This window comes from Micrococcales bacterium, from assembly GCA_016703125.1.
Classification (GTDB): Bacteria; Actinomycetota; Actinomycetes; order S36-B12; family UBA10799; genus JADKAV01.
Window position 1 is genome coordinate 288,464 of sequence record JADJCR010000002.1, and the last position, 26,251, is coordinate 314,714.

Below are 26,251 nucleotides of genomic sequence, written 5' to 3' on the forward strand. Positions count from 1 at the left end.
TTCATCGTCGAAACCCTCCTTCCGGTGCGTTGTGCAGAAGTCTGACACAGAGTGGACGCAGCGCGGAAGGGGGGTCCGGTCATTCGCCGATGCCGAGGCCCTTGTGGGTGCGGGTCAACGTCTCGTACAGGTCGCGGATGCGGGTGTGGGCCTCGTCCGGGGTCATCTTGCCGGCGGTCTCCAGAGCGCAGACGTACGCCACGCGCTGGGCGAACTCCTGCAGGTTGGAGTCGAAGGCCAGGTTCTCGGGGCTGAAGTCCCCCTGATACCGCGCGCCGGGGGTGCCGGACCCATCCTTGGCCGGGGACTCAGTCCCCCTGTGATCGGTCACGTGCTCCTCCGGTCTGCGGCGGAACAGCCACGTCCATCCGAACAGGTCCATGGCTCTCCAACCGCGACGTTCAGGGCGAATCTACCCTGCGGACGGGCCGTCTTCACACCTCGAACAGAACCGTTATGGGCCCGTCATTGGTCAGGCGCACCTGCATGTCGGCGCCGAACCTGCCTGTCGACACCTGCGCGCCCGCGCTGCGCAGGGCCTCGGCGAAGGCGTCCACCAGCGGTTCGGCCACCGGGCGGGGCGCGGCGGCGTCCCACGTCGGGCGGCGGCCCTTCCCGGTGTTGGCGTACAGGGTGAACTGACTGATCACCAGCAGGGGCAGGCCGAGATCGGACGCCGAGAGTTCCACCGGACCGCCCGGCGGCACGCAGACAGCAGACAGGCGGTCGCGATCGAAGAGGCGGGCGCCCCAGACCTTGTTCGCAAGCCGGGCGGCCAACTCCGGGGTATCGGTGTGCGTCACGCCCACGAGGACAACCAGCCCGGGGCCGTCGAAGCCACCCACGACCTCCCCAGCCACGCCGACCGACGCGCCGTCGGCGCGCTGCACGAGTGCGCGCATCAGATCCCGGGCCGGCGCACGACCCGCCCGGCCATCCGGGTGGCGGCTCCGGGGAGGGTGCGGATGGAATCCACCGTCGAGGTGGCCAACACCCCGGTCAGGTCGGTCGGGTCGATCTGCGCCAGCGCATCGGCCACCACCGCATTGAAGTCGACCTTCTCCAGGACCCGCTCCAGCGTCACCCTCTCCACGAGGGCGTCCATGTCCACTTCGCTGAGCACCACGTTCATGTCCACACGCGACAGCAGTTCGGCGGTGGTCTCCGGGCCCACCGTGGCCAGAAACTCCGCGGCGACCTCGGCCCGCTCGGCCTGCTTGCGCTGGAACTGCTGGTCCAGATCGCTGAGCCAGGCGTGCAACAGGCGGACCGGGCGGTCGGTGAACTCAACGTGGGACGCCATCGCCGACGCACGGTTGAAGTAGTGCTCGAGGTGGGCCACCACGTCGAACAGGGTGGACTGCAGCGCCGCGGCGAGGCTGGCCGCAGCGCCCGGCAGCACGGCGATGAGATCCGTGAGGGTGACCACTTCGGGTTCGCGGGTCTCGCGGGATGCCGCGGGCGCCATGCGGGAACGGGTGTAGCCGGAGGCGAGCGAGGCCAGCCCCATACCCAGCGACGACCACCGTTCCAAGTCGTCGAAGACCGCACCACTGAGCCCTGGTCGCTTTCCCATTCCTCCATGGTGCACCTGCCACGTTGCTGCGGACTCAGCCCGCCCCGGCGAAGCGCCTGCGGGAGGGACCCCGGTCCAGCCCAAGGCGGGAGCGCCGTCCAGCCGAAGGCGGGAGCGCCGTCCAGCCGAAGGCGGGAGCGAAACGGACACCCGGGAGCGAAAACGACCGGCCGCATCACTCCCCGACGTCCGCACCTCTCCCCGCTACAGACAGCGCGCACCCCACACCCGGCCCAGCCCAAGGCGGGAGCCAGACACCCGGGCCAAGGCGGCCGACGCCGCACCCCCGCTACAGACAGCGCGCACCCCACACCCGGCCCAGCCGAAGGCGGGAGCGCGGCCCAGCCGAAGGCGGGAGCGAAACGGACACCCGGGAGCGAAAACGACCGGTTGCATCACTCCCCGACGTCCGCACCTCTGGCCGGCGGGGCGCCGTGCGGGGGGGCGGGGGCGCCCCGAGCGGGGTTGGGACAGCCGCAGGCTGCTACCATGACGCCGGGACCTCTAGGACCAGCACCTTCCAGCCATGGGGTGTCTCCCCGCTGCAGACAGCGCGCACCCCACACCCGGCCCAGCCGAAGGCGGGAGCGAAACCACCGGGCGCATGACAGCGCGCACCCCACACCCGGCCCAGCCCAAGGCGGGAGCGAAACCACCGGCCGCACACCTCCCGCGACAGCAGAGGCCGCGCCCGCGCAGCCCCTACCCTGTCGTCATGACCCTCACCCTGTCCTCGGCCGCCGGTCGGCGAGCACTGGGGGCCAGCGTCGTGGGATCGGGCATGGCCTTCCTCGACGGCACGATCGTCACAGTCGCCGCACCGCACATCACCGAGGACCTCGGGGGCGGATTCGCAGCCATGCAGTGGGTGCTGGACGGCTACCTGCTCACCCTCGGGGCCCTGGTACTGGTGGGTGGCTCGCTGGGCGACCTGCTGGGCAAACGCCGCGTCTTCCTCACCGGCATCGTGGGCTTCGCGGTGGCCAGTGCCGCGTGCGGGCTCGCCCCCACCATGGCCGCGCTGGTGGTGGCCCGCATGATCCAAGGTGCCTGCGCTGCCCTACTGGTGCCCACCTCGCTGGCTCTGCTGAACTCGGTGTTCACCGGTGGCGACCGGGGCCGGGCGATCGGGGCGTGGTCGGGGCTGTCGGGCATCTTCACGGCCCTCGGCCCGTTCGTCGGAGGCGCCTTGGTGGATGCCTTCCCGTACGGCTGGCGGCTGGCCTTCCTCATCAACCTGCCGTTGGCGCTACTGGCGGTGTGGTTGGCCCGGGCGGTCCCGGACGAGGTAGGCAACCGCACCCGCGGACCCCTGCTGGCACAACTGGACCTGGCGGGGGCAGCCCTGGCCACCGTTGGGCTCGGATTGGTCGTCGGACCGCTCATCGAGATCCAGAGGCTGGGGGCACTCGCCTGGGCAGGGGTCGGACTCGGGCTGCTGCTGCTGATCGGGTTCGTGGTGCTCGAGGTGCGCCGGGAACGTACCGGCCAGCCCCCGCCGATGCTGCCGCCGGCCATCTTCGCGATCCGCACCTTCAGCGTGGCCAATCTTGTGACCTTCGTCGTGTACGGGGCGCTGAGTGCGGCGACGTTCCTGCTGACGATCTACCTGCAACTGTCGCTGGGGTATTCGGCGCTGGCCGCGGGGGCCGCCGGGCTGCCGATCACCATCCTGCTCGCCCTGGGGTCGGCGCGGGTAGGGGCGCTGGTCAGCCGGTTCGGACCGCGGTGGTTCCTCGTCGCCGGGCCGGCGCTCATGTCCGCCGGGCTGGTGTGGATGGGTGGGCTGCGGCCCGGTGACGGTTACGCAGGATCGGTGCTGCCGGCCCTTGTGCTTTTCTCGGTGGGCCTGGTGCTGGTGGTGGCGCCGGTGACCACCGCGGCCCTGCTGGATGTCGGCCCGCAGCAATCCGGAACGGCCTCGGGGGTGAACAACGCGGTGGCGCGGGTGGCCGGGTTGCTGGCGATCGCGGTGCTGCCCGCGGCGGCCGGCATCAGCACCGGCGGGGGCGGGCTGGAGTCGGGCTACGCGGCGGCCCTGCGGATGTCCGCGGCGCTGTGCCTGGTGGGGGCGGCGGTGGCCCTGATCGGGTTCCGGAAACGCAACGACGCCCCCCACCAGCGGTGAGGGGCGTCGCGCGCCTAGTTCAGGAAGCCAGGGCCTTGGCCTTGAGCTCCTGGAACTCCTGGTCGCTGATCACACCCTGATCGTGCAACGCCTTGGCGTTGGCGATCTGGGTCGCCGGATCCGCGTTGCCCGACACCTGCTTGATGTAGTCAGCCTGCGCCTGCTGGATCCGGGCGGCCTCATCAGCGGAGCGCTGGGCCATTCCCTTCCCACGGGCGATCAGGTAGATCAGACCGGTGAGCCACGGGATCAGGATCAAGGCGACGATCCACACCGCCTTCAACCAGCCGCTCAGGTCGCGGTCGCGCATGAGGTCACCGACGATGACGAAGATCAGGATCAGGTACGCCATGAAGATGAACGCGAACCAGATGTACTGGAGAACAGTACCGTCCATTAACTACTCCTTGTGAGTGTGATGCCCACATCCGGGCACGTATCGATTCTAGATACCCGGGTACTCAACCTTGATCACCCGTCGCAGGTGAGCCTCACGCGTCGTACTCCTGCACCTCATCGGACAGCAGGGTCTCGTTGCCCTCGGCGTCGATCGCGGTGACGGTCTCCTCCACGAACGAACTGCCGTCGGCCGCTTCCACCGCCACCACGTCGTCGATGACCGCCTCGCCGGTATCAGTGTCGATGGCCGCCACGACGTCCTCCGCCACGACGTCGCCCTCGTCGGTCACCTCCGCGGTGAAGGCCTCGACGACCTCGAAGTTGTCGTTCTCGCTCATGTGATGTCCTCTCGTCCGGGGAACCCGACAGTACGCCTGTGGACGCGGCCTCCGCGCAAGGAAGTTGCACTACGGCAACGTCCAGTCGATCGGCTGACCGCCCTGCGCAGCGAGGGCCGCGTTGGCCCGGCTGAAGGGGCGCGACCCGAAGAACCCGCGGTGCGCGGACAGTGGGCTGGGGTGGGCGCTGGTCAGCACGGGCACGTCGTGGTCGCGCAGGATCGGCGTGAGAGTCTGCGCGTCCCGACCCCACAGGATCGCGACCAGCGGCCGGTCCCGGGCCGCCAGCGCGCGGATCGCATGCTCGGTGATCGGCTCCCAGCCCTTGCCGCGGTGCGACGCCGGGCGGCCCGGCGCCACCGTGAGCACCCGGTTGAGCAGGACGACCCCACGCGATGCCCACGGCCGCAAGTCCCCGTTCGACGGCTGCGGCACCCCGAGGTCACTGACCAGTTCGGCGTAGATGTTGATCAGGCTCGGCGGGAGGGGGCGCACGTCCGGGGCGACGGCGAAACTCAGTCCGATCGGGTGTCCGGGGGTCGGGTACGGGTCCTGCCCTACGACGAGCACCTCGGCAGCGTCGAAGGGGTACGTGAAGGCGCGCAGCACATCCGTACCAGCGGGCAGATAACCCGGCTGGGAGCGCAGGAAGTCGCCCATCGAACGGATCTGCGGTTCCACCGGGGCCAGTGCCGCGGCCCACCCCGGGTCGAGGATCTCGGCCAGCGGCTTCATCGGGCACCCACGTCCACATGCGCGTCGAGCCAAGGGATCGGTTGATGCGTGATGACGACCAGCGAGCGCCCCGCACTGACCGCCTCTATGGTGGCCAGCACGCCTGCCGCCGTCGGGGGGTCGAGGTGCTCGGTCGGCTCGTCCAGCAGCAGGACGGGGTGGTCGGCCAGGACGGCGCGGGCCAGTCCGAGCCGCTGGCGCTCCCCTCCGGACAGGGTTGCGCCGTGCTGGCCGACCGGTCGGTCCAGCGCCAGTGGCAGGCCGACCGCGCCCAGTGCCGCAAGCAGTTGCTCGTCGGTGGCGTCCGGTTTGGCCATCCGCAGGTTGGCCGCGACATCGGCGTCGAAGACATGGGGGATCTGCGGGGTCCACAGCACCTGCCCGCGCACCTCGTCGCCGGCCCGATCCCGCAGTTCCACCCCGCCGAGCGTGGCCGACCCGGTGTACCCGAGGTAATCGGCCAGCACGTTGAGCACCGTCGACTTGCCCGAGCCGGACTCCCCGACCAGCCCGATGCGCCGGCCCTGCGGCAGGTCGAGGCTGACGTCAGAAACAGCTACCGGCCCGGTCGGGTAGGAGGCGGACAGTCCGGTCACGGCGATGTCGCTGCCCTGCGCCGCGATCGGTGCCGACGGTTCGGCCACCGGCGCCGTGGCGTCGAGGATCTCCACGAGCCGGCGGGCAGCAGATCGGACCCGGATGGCAGCCAGTGCCGAGGGGGCGAGCACGGCCACGGCCTCGTAGGCGGCCAGGGGAAGGAGCACGACAACGGCCAGGTTCACCCCGCGCAGATCCCCGGAACGTACGGCGGGTACCGCGACCAGGATCATGCCGATCACCGCTGCCCCCTGGATCAGGATGCCCAGCGCGGAGGACAGCGCGGAACCCACGTCTGTCCGGCGCATCGCCGCAGTGAGGCGCCCGTCGACCTCGCCGATCCGCCGACCGTACTCGTCGTCGGCGCCGAGCACCATGAGTTCCGGCCCGGCCTGCAATGCGGTGAGGACCTCGGCCGACAACTCCGCCTGCAGGGGTGCCTGTGCCGCCTGGCCGCGCCCGGACGACCAGATGATGACCGCGGGCACCGCGATCCCGCCCAGCAGCAGGGCCACAGCAAGGATCACGCCGGTGACAGGCAGCAACCACGCCGTCAGGATCACGGAACCGGTGCCGACAAGGATCGCGGAGAACACCGGCAGCATCACGCGCAGACTCAGGTCCGACATCGCCTCCACGTCGTCGACCATGCGCCGCAGCAGGTCACCGCGTTTGAACGCCGGCAGGCCGGCCGGGGCCAAGGGGATGAGCCGCTCGTACAAGGCGACCCGCAGGTCGACCAGAGACCGGAAGGCGGCCTGATGGCTCACCAGCCGCTCGGCGTACCGGAACACCCCTCGGCCGATGCCGAAGGCCCGCACGCTCACCACGGCCACCTGCAGGAACAGGATCGGTGGGCGCTCCCAGGCACGTGAGATCAGCCATGCGCTGGCAGCCATCAAGGCCACGGAACTGCCCAGCGCCAGCGCACCGAGTACGGCGGCCCACCACAAGCGTCCGGAGGCCGGGCGGTAGATCTGTCGCAAGCGGGTCACCGCCGGGTCGCGCAGGATCACACGACCACCCCCACCGCGATCGTGTGGTCGGCGATGTCGTTGATCGCCGAACGGTGACCGACCACGACAACCGTGGCATCCACCTCACGCAGGACGTCCACGATCGCCCGCTCGGACTGCGGATCGACCCCGGCGGTCGGCTCGTCGAGCATGAGCACGCGCGACCTTCGTAGCAACGCCCTGGCCAGCGCGATGCGGCGTGCCTGCCCGACCGAGACCGGCCGGCCGCCCTCTCCGATGACCGTGTCCAGGCCGTCGGGCAGCGCCTCGACCCACTCGGCCAGCCGGGTCTGCCGGAGCACCTCGGCGGTGTCGGTGTCCTGTCCCATCGTGAGGTTCTCCCGCAACGTGGCGGGCAGCAACTGCGGGCTCTGCGGCACCCACGCGATCTCCCGCCACCACTGCCGCACATCGACGTGCGCAAGGTCCTGCGAACCCACCAGCACCCGGCCGCTACGGGCGGGAAGGAAGCCGAGCAGGGCGTTCAGCACAGTCGTCTTACCGGCACCGGAGGGCCCGTTGATCACCGTGATCCGGCCCGCCGGGATGGTGGCCGTCAGGTCCATGACCACCGGCTGTTCGTCGTACCCCAGCGTCACCGACTCCAGGGTGATGTCCGCGTCCGGGGTCGCCAGGTCCGCCGTGCCGGTGGTGGGCGGCTGCTGCTCCAGGACCGCGAACACGCGGTCGGCGGCGTCTGCCCCCTCCGCGGCGGCGTGGAAGTGCTGCCCGACCATGCGCAGCGGCAAGTACACCTCCGGGGCGAGGATGAGTACCGTAAGCCCCGCCATCAATGTCATGTCCCCGGCGACCAGGCGGACACCGATCGACACTGCGATGAGGGCCACGGACAGGGTCGACAGCAGTTCCAGCACCAGCGCGGACAGGAACGTGATCCGCAGTACCCCCATGGTGGCCCGGCGGTGTTCCTCCCCCACCGCCCGGATCTGCCCGACCTGGTGCTGCGCCCGGTTGAAGGCCTTGAGTGTCGGCAAGCCCTCGACGACGTCCAGGAAGTGGTTGCCGAGCACGGACAACCATCGCCACTGCCGGTCAACCCGGGACTGACTCACCCAACCCACGAGGACCATGAACACGGGGATCAACGGCACGGTGAGCGCTACGATGACCGCCGCCAGCACATCCTCGGTCAGGATCGCCGTGCCCACGATCAACGGCACGACCACCGCCAGCACCAACTGCGGCAGGTAGCGGGCGTAGTAGGCCTCCAGAGCGCCGACCCCGCGCACCAGCAACTGGGCCAGCTCACCGGTGCGCTGCGTGGACAACCAGGCCGGTCCGAGGCCCATCATGTGCCGCCACGCCGACATCCGCAGCTCACTGATCGCGGTGGCTGCGGTCCGGTGGGCCAGCCATTCGGCCAGGAACGCGACCAGGGCGCGCAGGCCGATCACCACCGCCAGCCGCACCACCTCGGGCATGACCCCGGCGAGGTCGGCGCCTTCGGTGAAGACCCGCACGATGACCCCGGCGATGAGGAACGCCTGGGCCACGATGAGCAGGGCTTGGACAGCCTGGACCACGACGCTGGCGACCAGGAAGGTGCGCGTGGAACGGGCGTACACGAGCAGCCGCCGGTCGAATCCACGCACGCCTGTCAGCGTACGCAAGTGACTCCGGGGCGCAGCGGTGGTGCTAGCGCTTCACCTTGCCCGGGAGGATGAAGTCGTAGTCTCGCCGGAACAGCCGCCGGGACGCCCGGTCCAGTCTCCGAACCCGTAGGAACAGTTCGAGGGTTGCTGCATCCTGCTTGTAGTAGTCGTCGACCTGCGAGCGGGCGATGGGCTCGAGGTCGTGCGCGTCGAGCCACTCGTTGGCCGCCACGATCGCCTCAGGCAGGCGGGTGGCCGCGGATTCCTTGTGGAAATTGCCCAGCAGGTCCACGGCGACCAGTCGCGGCTGGAAGTAGTCGTCCATGTACTCGGTCATCGCGCCCTTGCGGCGGTAGTACGCCCGCAGCCCCGGCGGGATCGCCGACAACAGGATCTCGTGGTCGAACAGGTACCGGCCACCGTCGCGCACGAACGGGGTTCCGACGTCCAGCAGCACCGGATCTGCGGGTTCGGTGAACGACCAGTTGGACAACTGCGCGTCGATGGCGACCTCGGGACGGTCACTGCGCTGCGCCAGAGCCCACACCCGGTCCATCACCTGCTGGATGGCCGCCGCCAGTTCCGGCTCCCCGGCGGTGTGCAGGATGGCGTTGCCCAACTGCCCGACCAGCGGCTGGACGAGGTAGACCACCGGTGGGCGTGTTGGCCGGTCGATCAGCACGATCTGCGTGTCGAGCACCCGGATCCCGCTGTCGCGCACCGCGTCGATGTAGTCCCGGACCAGCTCGCAGTATCGCTGGGCCATCGCGTGATCGGCGAACCCCGACATGCGTTTGGCGACCTGGCCCTCCAAACCGGGCACCAGCAGCGCAGCGGAGATCTCCCCATACGCCAGAATCCGCACCCCTGCCGGGTGGGCCGGGTCCAGGCCCGTCTCCAGCCGCTCGAGGACCTCCTTCACAGCGCCACCGCGGCCGCGCACGCCCGGTCGAAGGCCGCAAGGACCTGCTCGCGATCCGCGGTGGTCATGAGCAACCCGGGCTTGACCTGCAGCACGCTGCGGTCGAACCCGGCGAACATGGCCCACACCCCCTGGTCGAACATCAGCCGGGTCATGAGCATGCCCCCCGCCTCGTGGGCGAACCGCACCCCGATGATCAGTCCGGTCTGGCGCACCTCGCGGACCCACTGCGGGTAGGCCCGCTGCAGCGCGGCCAGCCCCTCCCGCCAGGCCTCGATGGCAGCAGCCAGGTCGGGGATGGCCCGCTCGGTGAGGTCGAGCACCCGCTCAGCCACCCGGCACCCCGGTTCAGCGCCGCCGAAGGTCGACACGTGCGCCCACCCGTCGGTCTGCAGCCACTGCCCGGCCCGGTCATTGAGCAACGTGGCCGCGATCGGGTAGATGCCCCCCGAAAGCCCCTTTCCGGTCACGAGGATGTCCGGCTGCACACCGAAATGACCCACCGCCCACATCTGCCCGCTGCGGCCGAGCCCGGTCTGCACCTCGTCGGCGATGTACAGCGCACCGGCGTCGTCGCACAGGCGGCGTACCGCCGGCAGGTAGTCCGCCGAGGGCCGCGGGAACCCCGCGGTGGCCGGCACGGTCTCCAGGATCACGGCCGCCGCCGGCTCCTGCAGAGCCAGGGCCAGCGCCTCGGGGTCGTCGAACGGCACCCGGGCCACGTCAGGGTCGGTGGACAGGAAGGAACTGGCTGCCTGTTCGTCACCGGCGGCCAGCGCCAGACCGGTATGTCCGTGATAGGCGTCAGTGATGGCCACGATGCGGCGCCGACCCGTTGCCCGCCGCGCGCTCTTGAGCGCGAGGTCCACGGCCTCCCCGCCCCGCTGGCGAACACCGCGTACTGCATGCCGGGGGTCAGGCTCACCAGCCGCTCGGCCAGCGCAGCACGCTCGGTGCTCGGGAAGTGATGGTTGCCGATGTCCAGCGTCTCCAGCGCCTGCCGGAGCGCTCCGATGACCTCCGGGTTGCGGTGACCCAGGTTGTAGACACCCCCGTTGAGATGGATGTCGATGAGTTCCCGGCCGTCGACGTCCCAGATCCGGTAACCCTCCCGACGACCGATCACCAGGTCGATACCGGCCCCGGTCAGGAACCGCACCCGGTCCGGGCACAAGTACTGCTCGGCCAGCGCAAGGGTCCGCTGCTTGGCCGCCGACGTCATGTCATCCCCGCGAGGTCGTCCCAGGACCGCCAGGCCCGCCGGTACAGCGCCGGGTTCTTCCCCGCCGGAACCGCTGCCATCGCCTGCAACCACTGCTCCTCAGCGGCATCGGCCGCCGCGAAGCAGTCGGCGGTGAACCCGGCCCGATCGGAGGCAGATTGCGCCTGCGTGCGGAACTGCGCCTCGAGGTCGTCGCGCAGTTTCGCGTAGGTGGCGATGCGCTCCGGGTAGTTCTGCAGCGTCGCGCGGTGCAGCACCTCATGGCGCCACCACCGGGTGCTCGGGTCGAACCGCTTGCCCGGTGCGGGCCCGGCCGGCAACCCGCCGGCGAACCACACCGGCTTGAAGACCGAGGTGCACGGAGCGGAGGTGCCGGTGAGCCACACGGTGATGTCGTCGGCAGTCACGTGCGACACCATCGAGCCGGTCGACTGGGCCACCCGGATCGGACCGGGGCCGGCATGGGCGCACACCGTCTGGCCGGTCACCCCCTTGGCCGGTGTCCACCCCTGCTCGGTGTCCCCGTGGTCGCGAAGCAGTCGCATCGCCGCAGCCACATCGATGTGTCCGCGCTGGGCGGCGAGGCTGTCCGAGGTCCGGCACTGCCGGGCGGCGGAGTCGGAAAACCTGGTGTAGAGGAAATCGGAACGGTCCGTGACCGCAACATCGCGCAGCCCCGGCGATGCCCGTTCGACACGCCCGAGGGTCAGCCCGTTGCTGATGGACCCGCTCCGGTCGACGCGCTGAGCCGCCCAGTCGCGACCGACCGTCTCCAGGATCCAGGCCTGCGTGCGGTCACTGATGAGGAAACTGTTGTCGTAGAACAGTTTGTGGGTGTGTCCAGCCTGCCCGCCCTGGCCGTGCGCCACGAGCAGGGTAGTGATGACCTCCACCGCCTCATCGGACGTCGCGGCGCGCTCGAGCCCGAGGCGCAGCAGATCCATGCCGAGCAAGCCGGGTTGCTTCTCCCGCGTCGCTTTCGTGAACACCGCTTCGTTGCCGATCGAGACGCCGTGCTCGTTGACGCCCATCTCGGCACCCCAGAGCCAGTAGGGCTTGGACAGCACCACCGCGTTGGTGTGCCGGACCTGTGCGATGTCGATGTAGGTCGCGCGCACACGGTGCTCGTCGTGGTCGGCCGCCGGCAGCAGCACGATCTCGTGGGCTTCATTGGGCTCGCGGTCACTGTTCTTGCCCAGGATCACCGAGCCGTCAGTGGTCGCGCTGGGCAGAGAGACGAACGTGTCGCACATGGGCTCATTGTGCGCCCGTGACGCCCGTGCGGGCACAGGAATGGAAAAGGGGGCGCACCCCCCCGCAATGCGCCCCCCGCCATTCCCAGAGTCACCCCACGACCCGGGGACTGGCCAGCCCGGCGTGTCCCCTCATATGGGGACAGACTTTGTTAGGCCACTTGACATAATAGCGCCGTGCTGGGGGAGACCGTGCGGGTAGCCATCATTGATGACCATCGCCTGTGCAGTGAAGGCCTGCGGGCCTGGCTGTCGGCCAACGTCCCGGAGGTGCTGGTCGTGCACGTGGGCACCGACCCGCAGGCGGCGCTGGCCCTGGTGGACTCGTTCGACGTGGTGCTCCTGGACCTCGAACTCGGGGCCACGGCCCCGCCGGCCGCGCTGTCCGTGGAGTTGTTCATCGGAGCCGGCGTGCAGGTGATCCTGCTGACCGGCGCGGTTCGCGGCAACGCCCTGCGGGAGGCGCTACTGGCCGGTGCCGGCGGCTATGTCACCAAGGCCGCCGAGCCGGTGGAACTGGTGCGGTTGCTGGAACAGGTGTCCCACGGCGAGTACCGCATCACCCCGGAGTTCGCAGCCGCGCTCAGCAGTGTCAACGCCCCCGAGCTGTCGGCCCAGGAACTGCGGGCGCTGCGGCTCTACGCGCAGGGACTCACGCTGCGGCAGGTCGCCCGACGGATGTCCGTGTCCCACTACACGGCCAAGGAGTACCTCGACCGGGTCCGTGCGAAGTACCAGGCCATGGGTCGCTCGGTGCGGACGAAGGCCCAGATGCAGGCAGCCGCACAGCAGGACGGGCTCCTCGAGCTCTGAGCTCAGCGGGAGGCGACCGATTCCGGTTCGGGTGCGGGCTTCAGCGAGGTCGCCAGGAGAGGGAACACCACGACCGACAGCACTCCAGCGCCCACCAGGGCCGCAGCGTTCTCGGGGAGCATGAGCCCGGACTCGGTGCCCACGTCGGTGAGGGCCACCAGCAGCGGCAGCGCCGTGGCCGTCAGAAACACCATCTGCCACCGCCGCCTGCGGTCGAGCGTACGGCGGTACATCAGCAACTGCGGCAGGCCGCGCACGGCGAACAGCAGACCGAAGAACAGCAGCAGTCGCAGGGGGTTCTGCACGATGGAGTCGATGTCCAGCTTCATCCCGGAGGTCACGAAGAAGATGGGGATGAACACCCCGTAGCCGACCACCTCGAGTTTGCGCTCCAAGGACTCCGCGGAGACCGGAGCCCACTGTCGCAGCACCACGCCGGCCAGGAACGCCCCGAGTACCACGTCCAGTCCGAAATCATCGGCGACGAGCACCAGTCCGGCGAGCAGGACCATCGTCCACCGCAGAGTGTTCTGCCCGGTCGACTCCTCGGCGAGCATGAACTTCTCACCCCACCGGCGACCCTTGACGAAACGGATGAGCCACAGGGCGATGAACGTGGCGATCGCCATCCCCACCAGGGCGAATACCCCTTCGATCGGCCCGGCGGAGGTGAGCAGCAGCGCCATCGCCACGATCGGGAGGAACTCCCCCGCAGCGCCTGCGGCAAAGATGTACGGACCGAGCGGACCGGACATCATGCCGGTTTCCCGCAGGATCGGCAGCAGGGTGCCCAGTGCGGTGGTAGTCAGGCCGATGGCGATCGCGATGAAGTCGTTGACGACACCCGTCTCGTACAGAAGCGCGGTGACCACCAGACCCAGCGCGGCACTGAGGAACCAGGAGCGCAGCGCGATGCGGCCCGCCGGCTGGCGCAGCAAAGCCAGATCCAGCTCGTAGCCGGCCAGCAGGAACAGGAAGGACAAGCCGATCGTGGAGAGCAGGGACATGTCGTCGGGGTTGGCACGGGCCAGCAACTCCGGGCCGATGATGATCCCGCCGATCAGCATGAAGACCACGCCCGGAAGCCGCGGACCGGGCAGGATCTTGACGACCAGCGGGGCCAGCGCCCCGACCAGCACGACCCAGAACAGCGACGTGAGCGGATCCATGCCGATCACTGTGGCAGATCAGCGCGCCCTCCCTGAACGCCCATGGCCGCCCGGGCAGGTTCGCCTATCCATTCTGGCGACGGCGGCAGGTCAGGGTGTGATGCGCCCGGACAGCGCGTCCCGCAGCCGGTCGACCATGCCGACCCCGGGGCCGACCACCTTGTGGAAGAGCTCGCTGTGCGGCGCGCTGGGATGTGGGCGGGTGGGGGCGAGCTTCTCGGCCAGTTCGACCTTGGCACGCAGCTCGACGAGCTCGTCGGCCGGGATCTTCTCACGCAAGCGGGGGAACTGCTCCTCCTCCTCGTCCTGCACATGGTCGGCGAGAATGGCTCGCAGCTGGTCGACGACCTCTACGAATCTCTTGTCCTCGGGCTCGAGACCCTCGAGTTCCTTGAGGGATTCCTCCAGTTGCTGGTGCTCGACGATGTCGTGCTCCACCAGCTCCTCGCCATCGTCGAGGTACTCCCGCATCGCCGGATACACGTACATCTCCTCGGCGACCGAGTGTCGCACCAGGCTCGCGATGACCACGTCGGCGATGTCACGGGGGTCGAACTCCCGGGTACCGGGCATGCTGAGTTGGTCTAGCAGGTCCTCGACCTCCCGGTGTTCCTGGGTGAGCAGGTCGAGGACGTCCTGCTCACCACCGGTGCTGTCGGTGCTCATGTGGCCTCCCAGTGCGGTGGATGGTTCATCGCGGTTGGTGCCCGGGAGCCCGCGGTCCATACCCGGTGCACGAACCCCCGGAGATGCCGGGAGGGTGCCGCCACACCCTCCCGGCAGCCGGGCGGGACGCGATGCCCACCCGGCATGTCTCTACCCGCGTGCCCGTGGCACAAACCCGCGGGATACGCCGGCCCTGACGGGGTACATGGTCGGTGTACGCGCCAACTCCTGCGTCGAGGCACGGAGCCGGCGGACGATATCCTCAGGCGAACCGGCTGACATCTAGGGGGTCCCGACAGTGGACGAGACGGCACCCCGGTACCGGTGGGCGGGCCTGGGTATCGCCCTGGGGTGCCTCGCCGCACTGGCACTGCTGGTCGCCCAACTCGACGGGGTGCTGATCGTCACCCTCGCGCTGGTGGTCGTGGCCGCAGGCTTGTTCATCGGTCCGGCCCGCACCGCCATCCTCGCCGCCGTCACCAGCGCCGTGGGAGTGGTGCTCGCCTTCAGCCTCGACATCGACCTCAGGGCCTATCGGCTCATCGGCATCGGGGGGGAGCCTGCTCGGGGTGGCTGTCGCGTGGGCGATCGACCGGCGGCTGCGCCACATACGGCGCATGACCCGCACGCAGAGTGCGATCTTCGACGCCGTTCCGGACGCTCTGCTGGTGCTCGACGACCAAGGGTGCGTCGTGGCCGCGAATCACGCGCTGGCCGGGCTCGTCCCCGGGGCACATGTTGGGCAGCGCGTGCACCCCCTGCTCGGGCATGTACTGGCCACCGGCGTGGATTGCGGCGGTGGCTGCATTCTGGACGACCCCTCGTCGCTGGACCGTCCGGTGGAGGTCGTCGACGGGGAACGTCTGCGCACCGACGATCGTGACGTCCACATCGAGTACACCGCCGGTCGCGTCGATGAACACCACTGGGTGGTCAGCCTCCGGGACGTCGGCGCGCTCGTGGCCGCGGATGAGGACCGCCGCGTTCTGCTCGAGGCCGCCACCCGCCAGCGGGAGCAGGAGATCCTGTTGCGGGCCCTGGGTTCGCCGCAACTGTCGTCGTTGCCCGAGGTCGGCGGCGTGGACCTCGACATGTTCAACGTCACCACGGGCCGCGAAGCACCGAACGGCCGCGACATCGTCGACGTCACAGAACTGCCGGACGGCCGTGTACTGATCCTGATGGTGGATGCCCAGGGGTCCGGTGTCATCTCCGTGCGCGACGCGTGGAAGGTCCTGTACGTCGCACGCGCCTACTTCACCTCCGGCGTTGCGCTCGCCGACCTCGTGTCGCGTACGGCGACGACTCTGGCCGCCGAGACCGAGCCCCCGAAGGCATCCGTGCTGGCGGCGGTCCTGGACATCCGCAGCGGCGAACTCGAACTCGCCAGCGGCGGGCACCCACCGGCGCTGATCGTCCATGAGGACGGGTCCACGGCGTGGGTGGAGGCCAGCGGTCGCGGGGTGGGGCGCCACGTCCCGGCTCCCAGAGCACTGCCCGCGCGCTGCTCTCCCTACGGACTCCCTGATCCTGTACACCGACGGGGTCGTTTCCGGCACCCGTGACGTGGTGGCCGGCCTGTCCAATCTGCGCGCGTCGGCCACTGCCCTGCGCCGCGTGCCCACCGAGGGTTGGGCGCGCGCGCTACTGGAAGCGGTCCTGCCCACCGAGCCGGCGGGCGGTGACGCGACCGTGCTGCTGTTACGTCTGGCGGATCACGCCGGCAGGGCCCGCCACAACAGGGCGATCCTCTGACCGAGCCTGACCGCGCGCACGATGCTCCCCGGCGATCCCCAGGGTGCCGGGGACTGCTGAGTGATCGTCGTCGACCAGGCGCCACCGGTCCGGGCCAGACCCATCAGTGCCTCCCTGGTGCCGTCCTGGGCCATGAAAGGCCAGATCTCCAGCACCCGGCGTCCCAGCCACGCCTGCCCGCCGGCGACGCCGGGCTCGACATCCTGCACCACCAGGCCGCTGGGCACCCCTTGCGAATCGACCACGACGTCCAGGAGTAGCCACGGGTCGAGGTGCAGTCCCATCAGCGCGTTGAGCCACTCCAGTTCCGGATCGCTGGCGCGCAGGTTCCGCATCAGTAAGGGGGCCACCCGCTGCACGGCTCGGGTGATCGTCTCGCGGCGGGCGTCGTCGAAAGTCTGTCGGGTCCGCCAGACAAGGCCCACGACCCCGACCACCACCCCCTGGTCCGCCACGGGGATCGTCGCGGTGGCCTCGAACGCGACGGAGGCGGCCTGGGACAGTTGGGGGTATTCCCGGAGCCGCTCATCACGATCCCCCCAGAACAGCGCCACCTCGTCGAGGACCGATCGCACGAAGGGGATGTCCGTGCTCGGCGGAACGCTGCGCCAGGAGCTCGCGAGGTCGCTGGGGACGTTCACCTGCCCGACCAGCCGCAGGGAGCCGTCGGGGCTGGTCCGGTAGATCGTCACAGCGGCCACGTCGTGCGGCTCGAGCAGATCCAGCACGAGTTCCGCGGCCTCGTGCCCGGTGTCCGTGGACGAGGCCACCGCGTCCATGATCGCGGTGACCACTCCGGCTCTCACATCCGGCTGCTGCCGCAAGGTCCGCCAAGTGCTGGAAGTCGCCGGCGAGACCGGCAGCTGCTCCTCGAGGAGCCGGTCACCGAGTTCAGCGTCCTCCGCCTCCGGGATCGCCACCCCCACCACAGTGGCGGCGACTTCGACGACCCGGACGTTGTGCTCCTGGGACATGCTGCGCAGGCGCTCGAACGCCTCGTCCAGGGTGATCCCGTGACGCTCCACGAGCACACCTTTGGCCTGTTCGATGACCGCGCGCATCCGCGCCGAGGCGCGCAGGTCGCGGACTTCCTTGCCCAGCGCCGCGACGGTCTGGGCCAGAGGCGCCTCCGGATCCGGTTTCATGAGGTGTCATCACCCGGGTCGCCGCCCACAAGGTCGAGCAGACCTGCGATTCCCAGGATGATGCGCACGTTCGGCGAGGCTCCCTCCATCGTGATGGTGGCGCCCCGGTCGACGGCTGCACCCATGACCATGCCCACCAGATCCACCCCGGCCGGATCGAGGTACGTGCAATCCGCCAGGTCCACGACGAGCGCGGTGAGTGCCGGGTGCGTCGTCACGAGGGGCCGCAACCGATCGGCGTCGGCCTGCCCGACCTCGCCGACGAGCCTCAGCGTCGCGGTACCGTCGGCGATGGTCAGGCTGGAGACTTCAGCCATCCCCGACCTCCCTCGTCACCTGACCCGTTCCCCAACGGACACCCCGACGGATACCGCGACATCGTAACAACGCAGGGTTGCGGCACGGGCGTGCCGATCCGTGCGCATGGCGGGTCTCAGGCCGCTGCGCGGACGGCACGGTCGGGCGCTGCACCATCCTCGGACCAGGCCTTCGGCAATGGCACATCCTGCGTGATGTGGTCGCGCAGGGCAGCCAGCGTGCGGGTGATCAGCCGTGACACGTGCACCTGTGACAAGCCGAGAACCTCGGCGATCTCCGACTGCGTGCGCTCGCCGAAGAAGCGCATCTGCAGGATCTGCCGCTCCCGCTCGGGCAACCGGCTCAGGGCCGTGCGGACTGCCTCCCGCAGCTCCACGTACTCCAGGTCGCCGTCCACATCGCCTACCAGATCGCCGAAGGCCTCGTCCCCACCCTCGCCCATGGGGTGATCCAAGGACTTCGAGCTCATCGCCTCGCCCCTGGCCTGCACAGCCTGCAGGCCCTCCTGCTCCAGCAGGCCCAAGTGTTCGGCGATCTCAGCGGAAGAGGCGTCGTGGCCGTGGGTGGCACGCAACTCGTCGGCGGCCTTCTGGACCTTCAGGGTCGCCTCCTGCAAGCTGCGCGGGACACGAGCCGCCCAGGCGTGGTCACGGAAATGCCGGCGTAACTCCCCGAGGATGGTCGGCACGGCGAACGAGTGGAACTGCGTGCCGAGTTCCGGGTCGAAACGCGCGGCAGCGCGCACCAGTCCCAGCGAGGCGACCTGGATCAGGTCCTCCAGTCGCTGCCCGCGCCCGGCGTACCGGTGCGCCAGTTGACGGGCCAGAGGCAGGTAGTCCACGGCCAACACCCGGCGCTCCGGCGTGAGCATGGGAGTCGAGCGCTCTTCGGGCTGCGGGTCCGCCAGCACGTCCCGGTAGACGTTCAACACCCGCGCACCCAGCGCAGGCTGTTCGTGCAGCGCTTGCAGCCGGACGCCGGCTCCTGCACCCAGACCGCCACACCGGAGTGGATCGGCGAGCAGTTCTCGCACCGCGCGGCCCAGAGCACGGGGGCCACGGTCCACGTCGATGAGCGCCCCCGTCGCACCCGCGACGATGTGGTCGAGGTGGGCCCCGGTGGCCACGGCCAGCGCGGCGACCCCGTGGCTGGCCGCCTCCAGGACAAAACCGCCATGGCGTGCGCCGTCCGTACCGGCCAGCAGCAGTGCCGCGTTCTCCCAGACCCGTGTCCGGTGTTGCCCGCGCAGCCCGGGTCGGTAACTGATGCGCTCGTGCACGCCGAGACTCTCGGCCAGGTGGCGCATGCGGGTACGGGTGGTGTCAGGCAGCCGGCTCAGCACCACCAACCGGTGGGACGGCCAGTAGGGCATCGAGCGCACTGCGGCATCCAGGCCCGGCCCGCTGTCCAGGCTCACCACATGCGCCGGGATCTCGGTGTCGTGCGTACGTGCCATGGGCGAGGGGACCGCCATCACACCTGGGGACAGTGTTGGTACGCCCCGGCGCCGCCAGGTGTCCTGCTCCGCCGAGGACAGGGGCAGCACGGCGTCCACCTCCCGGGCCAGTGCCCGCTCGAGGTCGTTGGGGCTGGGAGTCTCGTCGAATGTGGCGACCACGGGCACTCCAGGCGGCCGGGCGGTCAGTGCCGCCATCGTGGCCACGACCCCCACCGCATGCACGACCTGCGGGCACCGCTGGCGCCAGGTCTCGCGCAGGTGCTCGGTGCAGGCGGCCACCGCTTCACCGAGATCGGGCTCGGCGGGGCCTGTGTCGGCCAGGACCTCGGCGCCAGCCCGGCGCAAGGAATCGGCCAGAGCTTCCACAGCGGTACGCGGAAGGCGCGACGTGGCGGTCAAGGGACGGGAAATCAGATGTACGAACATGAAAGAACCTCGCTCAACAAGGGCGGTGAGCGACGTGGCCTGCTCATCTGAAGCGCACGTCGTGAGGGAGACATACTTGCGGCCCGCAAGGGGCAGGGATTGCATCAAGCGGAAAAGGTGCCCGGCTTCTGCAGGCCCGCTTGCGTTTGCGCCACGTCTCTGGACGCATGAACGACACTACATGCATTGCACGTACGTGTAAAGACTGAACTCGCCGCGCGAACGGGTGAGCGTCCGGACGGCTCAGTCAGTGATGCCGCGGACCTGCAGGGCGTGCTGCAATTGCGCCTGGGTCATGTGGGACCGGTCCTGCACGCCGGCCCGTCGCGCGAGTTCGTACAACTCGGTCTGGGAGCGTTGACGGCGCCGCGGCGCACCTGCGCGGCGCAGCGACTCATCGCGCCGCACCCGGAAAGCCCTGCCCATACGGCGGCGCCGGCCAGCCTCCACGGCGGCCAGCACCGGTACGACCTCCGCCTGCTCGACCGCGATGACCAACTCGGCGGCTTCGACCAGATCCTCGCCACTCGGCGACTGCCGGGACGTGATATCGAGCAGACGACCGAGGCCCTCGTCGGTCGGGACCATCGGGTACACCTCCGTGCCGGCCGCCACCACGTGGGCCAGCAGCGCGGCTCGCAGGTCGGCGACCGGGTCGCTCAATCCCCGCCGCGGGCGGCCGCACCGGTCGATGAGCCGGCGCAGGCGGCGGTGTTCTGAGCCCAGCACCAGGGTGATGTCCACTGCCATGCCCGACCCGTACCCCGCGGCCCTGCGGACATACGGCGAGGCCGTGCCTCGACTTCCGGGTCACGCAGGACGATCATGGGCACGGGGGAGGTGGATGTGATGTTGACCATTGCCGTGGTGGGCCCAGCGCAGGCGCCGCCACAGGTGCTCTCGCAGGCCGAGGAGGTCGGACGGCTGCTGGCCGCCTGCGGCCATGTCGTCGTGACCGGCGGTCACGGTGGGGTCATGGAGGCGGCATCCCGGGGAGCGGCCATCTCCGGTGGCCTGGTGCTGGCACTTCTGCCCGGCAGCGAGCGCGACGCCAATCCATTCGTCACCCTGGCCCTGCCCACCGGCTTGGGGGAGATGCGCAACGCCCTGCTCGTGCGCGTCGCCGATGCGGTGGTCTGCGTCGGCGGCAGTTGGGGCACGCTCAGCGAGGTGGCCCTGGGGCTGCGGACGGGGGTGCCGGTGGTGATGCTGCACGGGTGGTCGCTGCCAGCCGGACCGGTCCTCGCAGACTCTCCCCAGGACGCGGTACGCACGGCCATCGACCTGGCCACCCGTTACCGCGGATTGCGCTGAGGCTGCGACCTGGCGGCTACCCGGCGGACATGGCGAGGCGGCAGGACCCCTCGTCCTGCCGCCTCGTGCTGGATCAGGCTCGGACCTTCTCGCCCGGCAGATCCAGCGATCCCTCCCCGGCATCAGTGATCTGGGACGGCGACACGCGCTTGCGGAACACCCAGTACGTCCAGCCCTGGTAGGCCAGCACTATCGGGGTGAACACCACAGCGACGATCGTCATGATCTTCAAGGTGTAGTCGGTGCTGCTCGCGTTCCAGATCGTCAGCGACAGCGCCGGGTCGTTCGACGCCGGCATGACGTTCGGGTACAGCACGCTGAACAGGTAGATCACGGCACCGCCGAGGGTGATCGCGCTGAACAGGAACGACCAGCCCTCACGCCCGGCGCGGTTCATGGCCAGCCCCGCCAGCCACGCCACGGCCGCGACGACCACCAGCGCCCACGTCCACGCCTTGTCGCTGTAGGCCAGTTGCGTCCAGAGCAGGAAGATCACGGCGATGACCGTCGCGACCAGCCCCACCTGCCCGGCCACGCGGTTTGCGCGCACCCGGATCTCACCGTCGGTCTTCAGCGCGAGGAAGACCGCGCCGTGGGTCATGAAAAGGGTCAGGGTCGTGAGTCCACCGACCAGCGCGTACGGGTTCAGCAGGTTGAAGAACCCCCCGTCGTACAGGCTGTTGCCGAACGCACCGGCCTTCATCGGCACGCCGCGCACGATGTTGGCGAAAGCCACGCCCCACAGCAGCGCCGGGAGGAAGGATCCGACCACGATGGCGATGTCCCACCGCTTGCGCCACACCGAACTCGAGCGCTTGCTGCGGTACTCGAAGGCCACGCCGCGCAGAATCAGGCCCACGAGGATGAGCAGCAGAGGCAGGTAGAAGCCGCTGAACAGAGTGGCGTACCACTCCGGGAAGGCGGCGAACGTGGCGCCACCGGCGACGAGCAACCAGACCTCGTTGCCGTCCCACACCGGGCCCAGCGTGGTGAGCATCGTGCGCCGCTCGGCCTCGTTCTTGCCGATCACCGGCAGCAGAATGCCCACACCGAAGTCGAAGCCCTCGAGGACGAAGTAGCCCACCCAGAGCACCGCGATGAGGATGATCCAGACTTGTTGGAGTTCCATGGCCATCTCCTCAGTAGGTCACGGTCAGCGGCCGGTCTTCGCCGACCTTGTCCGGATAGGTGTGCTCGACGGAATCGGGTGGCCCGATCTTCACCGCCCTCATCAGCAGGCCGACCTCGACCACCGCCAGCGCCCCGTACAGCAGCGTGAAGACGACCACCGAGATCCACACCTGTAGCGCCGAGACGGTGGGACTGACACCCATGGAGGTCGGCATCAGACCGAAGACCACCCACGGCTGTCGCCCCATCTCCGTGAAGATCCAGCCGGTCGACGATCCCAGCAACGGCATGGCGATACCGAACAGCGCCAGCCGTGGGAACCACTTGGTTGTCGGGGTCCGGCCCTTGCGGGTGACCCACAGCAGCCATATCGCGATGAGCACGCCGACGAAACCGGCACCCATCATGATCCGGAAGTTCCAGTAGGCCATCGGGATGTTGGGCTTGTAGCTGTCGAGGCCGAACTGCTCGCCGAACTGCTCCTGGTACTGCGCCTCCAACTGGTTGATGCCCTGCACCTCACCGTCCCAGCTGTGGGTGGCCAGCAGGGACAGCCCGTGCGGGATGGTGAGGCTGAAGACCTCCTCGGAACCGTCCAGGGTCCCGATGGTGAACACGCTGAACGGCGCCGGCGCCGCGGACTCCCACAGCGCCTCCGCCGCGGACATCTTCATCGGCTGGATCTCGACCATCTTGGTGGCCTGCATGTCGCCGGTCAGCCCGACCCCGATGAAGGCCACGATCGTCGTGATGGCGCCCAGCTTGAGGGTGGAGCGCATCACGTCGGTCGCGCGGCCCTTGAACAGCACCCATGCGGAGATGCCGGCCACGAACAGGCCCGCGACCATGAAGGACATCGTGATGACGTGGGTGAACGTGATGACGGCCAGCGGCTGGAAGAGGACTTGGCCGATGTCGTTCATCTCCGCCCGCTGGGTCTGCGGGTTGAACTCATAACCGACCGGGTGCTGCATGAACGAGTTGGCGGCCAGGATGAAGTAAGCGCTGATCAGCGTCCCCGTCGCGGCCAGCCAGATCGTGGCCAGGTGCAGCTTCTTCGGCAATCGGTCCCAGCCGAAGATCCACAACCCGAGGAAGGTGGATTCCAGGAAGAACGCCAGCAGGCCCTCCATGGCCAGCGGCGCTCCGAAGACATCCCCGACGAACCGGCTGTAGTCGCTCCAGTTCATGCCGAACTGGAACTCCTGCACGATGCCGGTCACAACCCCCATCGCGAAGTTGATAAGGAACAGTTTCCCGAAGAACTTCGTGGCCCGAAGCCACTTCTCGTTGCCCGTGCGCACCCACGCCGTCTGCATGCCGGCGACCAGGAAGGACGTTCCAATGGTGATCGGCACGAAGAGGAAGTGGTACACGGTGGTGATGGCGAACTGCCATCGCGACAGATCCAGCGCGCTCATACGCGCAAGTCTGGCGTAAGCACTGTGTAAATTCCACCCATCGTAGGCTTACCTAATGGGCCGGATAGGGCCCCGATCGCCGCGGATTCCGTCGCAGTTCCGCGTGATTGCGCGCGGATCTGGCAACAAACGGCGGAGTGTGTGATCCGTCACATATCCCGGCCCGCACACGGGTTGTCACTGTGGGTAATCCCCGCGTGCCATCACCCGGTTGGCCGGCCCACCGCCCAGGGCCTCGAGCACCCGGTCGTTGGCCTCGCGAGGACCCACTGACACCCGGATCCCCTCCCCGGCGAACGGCCGCACGGTCAGCCCGTGGCGCTCCAGGTGCGCGGTCACATCCGCGGCATCGGGGGTTCCCACCCACACGAAATTGGCCTGGCTGTCCGGCACGGTCCAACCGGTGGCCCGCAGCCCGGCAGCCAACCGGTCGCGTTCTGCCACCGTCGCCGCAACCGTGCGGTACATGTGGGCCAGGCCAGCGGGCTGCAGGGCGCGGGTAGCGGCCGCCTGCGCCGGCCCGGAGACGCCGAACGGCGTGGCCACCTTGCGCATCGCGGCGATCACCTGCGTGCTACCGATCCCATAGCCCACCCGCAGCCCGGCCAGTCCGAACGCCTTCGAGAACGTCCTGAGCAGGAGCACATTCGGGTGGGCCTGCGCGATCTCGAGCGCGCACACCGCCTCCGGGGCCGTCACGTACTCGTGGTACGCCTCGTCGATCACTACCAGTAGGTCGTCCGGGGTGTTGTCCAGCAGCCACAGCACCTCGGCGTGGGTCAATGCCGGGCCGGTCGGGTTGTTCGGGGTGCACAGGAACAGCAATCGGGTGCGCTCACCGACCGCCGCGGCCAGCGCTTGCACGTCGTGGCGGGCGGCGGCCGTCAGCGGGACGGTCACCGGCCGGGCGCCGCTGATCGCAGTCACGATCGGGTAGGACTCGAAGGACCGCCAGGCGTACACGACCTCGTCACCGGGATCCGCGGTGATCTGCACCGCGTTCTGGCACAACGACACCGACCCGCAGCCGACCGCCAACCGATCGGCACGAACCCCGGTGTACTGCGCGAGCGCGGCCAGCAGCTCGGTGCTGCCCGGGTCCGGGTAGAGGTGCACAGCGCTGTCCGGAAGGGTGGCCAGCACGCTCTCGTGGGCACCCGCCGGATTCTCGTTGGAGGACAGCTTGTAGGTGACCAGATCCGTCCGGGGTGCCGGGCGCTGACCGGCCCGGTATTCGGGCAGGTCGGTCAGCATCTCACGCAGGCGCACACCATCGGCCATACGGTCTCCTCGGTCTCTTACCAGTAGCGTGCCACTCGTGACGTTGCGCGCCCGTATCTGGCTCCTGCTGCTGGTCGCGCTCACGATGGTCCTGCTGGCCGCCTTCGCGTTGCGCTCGGGGTACACGACCGTGGCCGGCACAACCACCACCGTCTCGACCCGGTTGCAACCAGCCTCCGACTCCGTGGCCGCCTTGAACACCGCGCTGGCTGAGATGGACTCCTCGGTCACGTCGTACGCCCTCACCGGCGACGTCACCGAGCTGGGCACCTACGTCGAGGGCTCTGCGCAGGCGACAGCCGAGTTCGAGAACCTGCGCGTCCTGCTGGCAGGCCAGCGGGAACTGTCCCGGCTGCTGCGCGAGACCATCCACGCACACGGCACCTGGAAGCGCCAAGGCACCCGTCCGATCATCGAGGCCACCCGCACCGGGGACCGGGAGCAGGCCCGTCAGCTCGTGCGATCGGGCACCAGCCGCAACCTCTACAACGACGTTCGGACGTACACGCGCACTCTCGACCAGGAGATCCGCGACCAGGCCGCCCGGGCCCAGCGGACCCAGCAGGAGCAGTTCGTCCGCCTGTCCCGCATCCTCAACGTCAGCATCCTGCTGTTCTTCGGGTTGCTCGCGGCCTTCTCGACGCTGCTCCTGCGAGGGGTGCTGCGCCCGCTGAAGGAGTTGCAGGTGCAGTTGGTGGACGTCGCGCAGGAGAGCAACCACGAGACGCCCATCGCGGCCTCCGGGCCCCCGGAGTTGCGTGACGTCGGGCAGGATGCCGAAACGATGCGGCGCGAACTCGTCCGGGAGGTCGACAGTGCCCGGCAGGCCCACGAGGGCCTCGCCCAGCAGAGCCCGGTGGTCGCGGCGATCCGGGCCGAACTGTCCGACAGCCACGCGCAGCCGGTCGAGGGTCTCGACGTCGCGGGTGTGCAGGAGCCTGCCGAAGGAGTGCTGGCTGGGGACTGGTGGAGCGCGCAGGTGCTGCTCGACGGTCGACTGGCGATCACGCTCACCGACGTCAGCGGCCACGGCCCCGAGCCGGGGATGGAGGCCCTGCGGCTCAAGCACGTACTGGAGCTGTCCTTGGCGCAGAACGCGGATCCGGCGACCGCCCTGCGGCTGGCGGCTGCCGGATTCCGGACCGCCGCCCGCTTCGCCACCTGCATCATCGCCGTGATCGATCCGCGCACCGGCGACCTCACCTGGGCCAACGCCGGACACCCCCCGGCGTGGCTCGTGAGCGGAGACACGACCGCTGAACTGACGACCACCGGTCCCCTGCTGAGCGTCCTGGGCGGGACGTGGACCAACCACCGGGCGTCGATGCCCGTCGGGACGTTGCTGGTGCTGTGGACCGACGGCCTCACCGAATCCCGCGACGGCCACGGCGTCGAACTCGGGGACGACGGACTCGCCGGACTCGTGGCCGGCGCGATGGCCACCGAGGCGACGTCGGCGGGTTTCGTCGCGTATCTGCTGGCGGCGGCCCGCGCCCGTGCGCTGGACTGGCGGCGCGACGACGTCACCTGCGTGGCGGTGCGGCGGGCTTGAGG

24 protein-coding genes and 1 pseudogene are annotated in these 26,251 nt (G+C 69.4%); 5 read left to right on the top strand and 20 right to left on the bottom strand.

Annotated elements, in window-relative coordinates:
* Positions 1-79 precede the first annotated feature (79 nt).
* The 3 genes from IPG68_03080 to IPG68_03090 form a co-directional block, all read right to left on the bottom strand.
* Positions 80-331 (bottom strand): hypothetical protein, encoded by a 252-nt coding sequence (locus IPG68_03080; GenBank protein ID MBK6762306.1) that lies wholly within the window; start codon positions 329-331, stop codon positions 80-82.
* Between the two features lie 103 nt (positions 332-434).
* Complete coding sequence (locus IPG68_03085) at positions 435-902, bottom strand: D-tyrosyl-tRNA(Tyr) deacylase (GenBank protein ID MBK6762307.1); 468 nt, start codon at positions 900-902, stop codon at positions 435-437.
* On the bottom strand, positions 902-1,576 hold the full coding sequence (locus IPG68_03090) for a hypothetical protein (protein MBK6762308.1): 675 nt from the start codon (positions 1,574-1,576) through the stop codon (positions 902-904). The genes IPG68_03085 and IPG68_03090 overlap by 1 nt, the downstream gene beginning before the upstream one ends.
* A gap of 715 nt (positions 1,577-2,291) precedes the next feature.
* On the opposite strand from IPG68_03090, the gene IPG68_03095 reads away from it, so the two are divergent.
* Positions 2,292-3,704: an MFS transporter gene (locus IPG68_03095; GenBank protein ID MBK6762309.1), complete on the top strand. Its 1,413-nt coding sequence runs from the start codon at positions 2,292-2,294 to the stop codon at positions 3,702-3,704.
* Positions 3,705-3,723: 19 nt separating this feature from the next.
* Here IPG68_03095 and IPG68_03100 read toward each other — a convergent pair whose 3' ends face one another.
* From IPG68_03100 to IPG68_03135, 8 genes and pseudogenes are all read right to left on the bottom strand, one after another.
* Complete coding sequence (locus IPG68_03100) at positions 3,724-4,101, bottom strand: SHOCT domain-containing protein (protein MBK6762310.1); 378 nt, start codon at positions 4,099-4,101, stop codon at positions 3,724-3,726.
* Between the two features lie 94 nt (positions 4,102-4,195).
* Positions 4,196-4,441 (bottom strand): hypothetical protein, encoded by a 246-nt coding sequence (locus IPG68_03105; GenBank protein ID MBK6762311.1) that lies wholly within the window; start codon positions 4,439-4,441, stop codon positions 4,196-4,198.
* Positions 4,442-4,510: 69 nt separating this feature from the next.
* Positions 4,511-5,176: a uracil-DNA glycosylase gene (locus IPG68_03110; GenBank protein MBK6762312.1), complete on the bottom strand. Its 666-nt coding sequence runs from the start codon at positions 5,174-5,176 to the stop codon at positions 4,511-4,513.
* Positions 5,173-6,789: a thiol reductant ABC exporter subunit CydC gene (gene cydC / locus IPG68_03115; GenBank protein ID MBK6762313.1), complete on the bottom strand. Its 1,617-nt coding sequence runs from the start codon at positions 6,787-6,789 to the stop codon at positions 5,173-5,175. Before cydC ends, IPG68_03110 begins: the two co-directional genes overlap by 4 nt.
* A complete protein-coding gene (cydD, locus tag IPG68_03120; protein ID MBK6762314.1) occupies positions 6,786-8,402 on the bottom strand; it encodes a thiol reductant ABC exporter subunit CydD in 1,617 nt (538 codons plus the stop codon). Before cydD ends, cydC begins: the two co-directional genes overlap by 4 nt.
* A gap of 43 nt (positions 8,403-8,445) precedes the next feature.
* The gene (locus IPG68_03125) at positions 8,446-9,324 is read right to left on the bottom strand and encodes a hypothetical protein (GenBank protein ID MBK6762315.1); all 879 of its coding nucleotides are present in this window, start codon (positions 9,322-9,324) and stop codon (positions 8,446-8,448) included.
* Positions 9,321-10,546 (bottom strand): annotated as a pseudogene (locus IPG68_03130) (aspartate aminotransferase family protein). Before IPG68_03130 ends, IPG68_03125 begins: the two are co-directional and overlap by 4 nt.
* Positions 10,543-11,799 carry a C69 family dipeptidase gene (locus IPG68_03135; GenBank protein MBK6762316.1) on the bottom strand — a complete coding sequence of 419 codons (1,257 nt, stop codon included), beginning with the start codon at positions 11,797-11,799 and terminating at the stop codon, positions 10,543-10,545. The pseudogene IPG68_03130 and the gene IPG68_03135 overlap by 4 nt, the downstream one beginning before the upstream one ends.
* Positions 11,800-11,976: 177 nt before the next feature.
* Between IPG68_03135 and IPG68_03140 the strand changes: the two genes are divergently transcribed.
* Positions 11,977-12,612 carry a response regulator transcription factor gene (locus tag IPG68_03140; GenBank protein ID MBK6762317.1) on the top strand — a complete coding sequence of 212 codons (636 nt, stop codon included), beginning with the start codon at positions 11,977-11,979 and terminating at the stop codon, positions 12,610-12,612.
* A gap of 2 nt (positions 12,613-12,614) precedes the next feature.
* Here IPG68_03140 and IPG68_03145 read toward each other — a convergent pair whose 3' ends face one another.
* The gene (locus IPG68_03145) at positions 12,615-13,781 is read right to left on the bottom strand and encodes a cation:proton antiporter (GenBank protein ID MBK6762318.1); all 1,167 of its coding nucleotides are present in this window, start codon (positions 13,779-13,781) and stop codon (positions 12,615-12,617) included.
* A gap of 90 nt (positions 13,782-13,871) precedes the next feature.
* A complete protein-coding gene (locus IPG68_03150) occupies positions 13,872-14,447 on the bottom strand; it encodes a hemerythrin domain-containing protein (GenBank protein MBK6762319.1) in 576 nt (191 codons plus the stop codon).
* Positions 14,448-15,016: 569 nt separating this feature from the next.
* On the opposite strand from IPG68_03150, the gene IPG68_03155 reads away from it, so the two are divergent.
* Positions 15,017-16,012 (top strand): SpoIIE family protein phosphatase, encoded by a 996-nt coding sequence (locus tag IPG68_03155; GenBank protein ID MBK6762320.1) that lies wholly within the window; start codon positions 15,017-15,019, stop codon positions 16,010-16,012.
* Positions 16,013-16,162: 150 nt separating this feature from the next.
* Here IPG68_03155 and IPG68_03160 read toward each other — a convergent pair whose 3' ends face one another.
* From IPG68_03160 to IPG68_03175, 4 genes are all read right to left on the bottom strand, one after another.
* Complete coding sequence (locus IPG68_03160) at positions 16,163-17,347, bottom strand: ANTAR domain-containing protein (protein ID MBK6762321.1); 1,185 nt, start codon at positions 17,345-17,347, stop codon at positions 16,163-16,165.
* Positions 17,344-17,664 (bottom strand): STAS domain-containing protein, encoded by a 321-nt coding sequence (locus IPG68_03165; protein ID MBK6762322.1) that lies wholly within the window; start codon positions 17,662-17,664, stop codon positions 17,344-17,346. The genes IPG68_03160 and IPG68_03165 overlap by 4 nt, the downstream gene beginning before the upstream one ends.
* Positions 17,665-17,780: 116 nt before the next feature.
* Complete coding sequence (locus IPG68_03170; GenBank protein ID MBK6762323.1) at positions 17,781-19,550, bottom strand: SigB/SigF/SigG family RNA polymerase sigma factor; 1,770 nt, start codon at positions 19,548-19,550, stop codon at positions 17,781-17,783.
* Between the two features lie 243 nt (positions 19,551-19,793).
* Positions 19,794-20,300, bottom strand: coding sequence for a hypothetical protein (locus IPG68_03175; protein ID MBK6762324.1), 507 nt, complete (start codon positions 20,298-20,300; stop codon positions 19,794-19,796).
* A 99-nt stretch (positions 20,301-20,399) separates the two neighbouring features.
* Here IPG68_03175 and IPG68_03180 point away from each other — a divergent pair, with 99 nt between their 5' ends.
* Positions 20,400-20,864, top strand: a complete 465-nt coding sequence (locus IPG68_03180; GenBank protein MBK6762325.1) for a TIGR00725 family protein — start codon at positions 20,400-20,402, stop codon at positions 20,862-20,864.
* 73 nt (positions 20,865-20,937) lie between these two features.
* Here the strand turns inward: IPG68_03180 and cydB are convergent, their stop codons facing one another.
* The 3 genes from cydB to hisC form a co-directional block, all read right to left on the bottom strand.
* On the bottom strand, positions 20,938-21,993 hold the full coding sequence (gene cydB / locus IPG68_03185) for a cytochrome d ubiquinol oxidase subunit II (GenBank protein MBK6762326.1): 1,056 nt from the start codon (positions 21,991-21,993) through the stop codon (positions 20,938-20,940).
* A gap of 10 nt (positions 21,994-22,003) precedes the next feature.
* Positions 22,004-23,416, bottom strand: a complete 1,413-nt coding sequence (locus IPG68_03190; protein MBK6762327.1) for a cytochrome ubiquinol oxidase subunit I — start codon at positions 23,414-23,416, stop codon at positions 22,004-22,006.
* Between the two features lie 177 nt (positions 23,417-23,593).
* The gene (hisC, locus tag IPG68_03195; GenBank protein MBK6762328.1) at positions 23,594-24,697 is read right to left on the bottom strand and encodes a histidinol-phosphate transaminase; all 1,104 of its coding nucleotides are present in this window, start codon (positions 24,695-24,697) and stop codon (positions 23,594-23,596) included.
* Between the two features lie 37 nt (positions 24,698-24,734).
* Here hisC and IPG68_03200 point away from each other — a divergent pair, with 37 nt between their 5' ends.
* Positions 24,735-26,249 carry a SpoIIE family protein phosphatase gene (locus tag IPG68_03200; GenBank protein MBK6762329.1) on the top strand — a complete coding sequence of 505 codons (1,515 nt, stop codon included), beginning with the start codon at positions 24,735-24,737 and terminating at the stop codon, positions 26,247-26,249.
* Positions 26,250-26,251: the final 2 nt, after the last annotated feature.

Coding starts and splice junctions, on each gene's coding strand:
- IPG68_03180 (MBK6762325.1), top strand. CDS start 20,400: ATGTTGACCATTGCCGTGGTGGGCCCAGCGCAGGCGCCGCCACAGGTG.
- IPG68_03165 (MBK6762322.1), bottom strand. CDS start 17,664: ATGGCTGAAGTCTCCAGCCTGACCATCGCCGACGGTACCGCGACGCTG.
- IPG68_03145 (MBK6762318.1), bottom strand. CDS start 13,781: ATGGATCCGCTCACGTCGCTGTTCTGGGTCGTGCTGGTCGGGGCGCTG.
- cydB (MBK6762326.1), bottom strand. CDS start 21,993: ATGGAACTCCAACAAGTCTGGATCATCCTCATCGCGGTGCTCTGGGTG.
- IPG68_03160 (MBK6762321.1), bottom strand. CDS start 17,347: ATGAAACCGGATCCGGAGGCGCCTCTGGCCCAGACCGTCGCGGCGCTG.
- IPG68_03110 (MBK6762312.1), bottom strand. CDS start 5,176: ATGAAGCCGCTGGCCGAGATCCTCGACCCGGGGTGGGCCGCGGCACTG.
- IPG68_03190 (MBK6762327.1), bottom strand. CDS start 23,416: ATGAGCGCGCTGGATCTGTCGCGATGGCAGTTCGCCATCACCACCGTG.
- hisC (MBK6762328.1), bottom strand. CDS start 24,697: ATGGCCGATGGTGTGCGCCTGCGTGAGATGCTGACCGACCTGCCCGAA.
- IPG68_03135 (MBK6762316.1), bottom strand. CDS start 11,799: ATGTGCGACACGTTCGTCTCTCTGCCCAGCGCGACCACTGACGGCTCG.
- IPG68_03095 (MBK6762309.1), top strand. CDS start 2,292: ATGACCCTCACCCTGTCCTCGGCCGCCGGTCGGCGAGCACTGGGGGCC.
- IPG68_03150 (MBK6762319.1), bottom strand. CDS start 14,447: ATGAGCACCGACAGCACCGGTGGTGAGCAGGACGTCCTCGACCTGCTC.
- IPG68_03100 (MBK6762310.1), bottom strand. CDS start 4,101: ATGGACGGTACTGTTCTCCAGTACATCTGGTTCGCGTTCATCTTCATG.
- IPG68_03175 (MBK6762324.1), bottom strand. CDS start 20,300: ATGGCAGTGGACATCACCCTGGTGCTGGGCTCAGAACACCGCCGCCTG.
- IPG68_03105 (MBK6762311.1), bottom strand. CDS start 4,441: ATGAGCGAGAACGACAACTTCGAGGTCGTCGAGGCCTTCACCGCGGAG.
- IPG68_03170 (MBK6762323.1), bottom strand. CDS start 19,550: ATGTTCGTACATCTGATTTCCCGTCCCTTGACCGCCACGTCGCGCCTT.
- IPG68_03085 (MBK6762307.1), bottom strand. CDS start 902: ATGCGCGCACTCGTGCAGCGCGCCGACGGCGCGTCGGTCGGCGTGGCT.
- IPG68_03090 (MBK6762308.1), bottom strand. CDS start 1,576: ATGGGAAAGCGACCAGGGCTCAGTGGTGCGGTCTTCGACGACTTGGAA.